Source organism: Enterococcus spodopteracolus (assembly GCF_030441955.1).
Taxonomy (GTDB): domain Bacteria; phylum Bacillota; class Bacilli; order Lactobacillales; family Enterococcaceae; genus Enterococcus_B; species Enterococcus_B spodopteracolus.
In genome coordinates this window covers 1-613 of sequence record NZ_JARJHD010000075.1, presented here as the reverse complement: position 1 = coordinate 613, position 613 = coordinate 1, and the positions used below count along the sequence as shown (strand labels likewise).

The window sequence follows — 613 nt, the reverse complement described above, 5'->3', positions numbered from 1 at the left end:
GCATATCAATAAGCGGAGGAAAAGAAACCAACAGGGATTGCCTCAGTAGCGGCGAGTGAAGCGGCAAAAGCTCAAATTTGAAATCTGGCTCTTTCAGAGTCCGAGTTGTAATTTGAAGAAGGTATCTTTGGGTCTGGCTCTTGTCTATGTTTCTTGGAACAGAACGTCACAGAGGGTGAGAATCCCGTGCGATGAGATGATCCAGGCCTATGTAAAGTTCCTTCGAAGAGTCGAGTTGTTTGGGAATGCAGCTCTAAGTGGGTGGTAAATTCCATCTAAAGCTAAATATTGGCGAGAGACCGATAGCGAACAAGTACAGTGATGGAAAGATGAAAAGAACTTTGAAAAGAGAGTGAAAAAGTACGTGAAATTGTTGAAAGGGAAGGGCTTGAGATCAGACTTGGTATTTTGTATGTTACTTCTTCGGGGGTGGCCTCTACAGTTTATCGGGCCAGCATCAGTTTGGGCGGTAGGAGAATTGCGTTGGAATGTGGCACGGCTTCGGTTGTGTGTTATAGCCTTCGTCGATACTGCCAGCCTAGACTGAGGACTGCGGTTTATACCTAGGATGTTGGCATAATGATCTTAAGTCGCCCGTCTTGAAACACGGACC

At 45.8% G+C, this 613-nt stretch carries 1 rRNA gene; it reads left to right on the top strand.

Annotated features, from left to right (window positions below):
- Positions 1–374 (top strand): 23S ribosomal RNA (locus P3R27_RS15560); the annotation flags it as partial.
- Positions 375–613 lie beyond the last annotated feature (239 nt).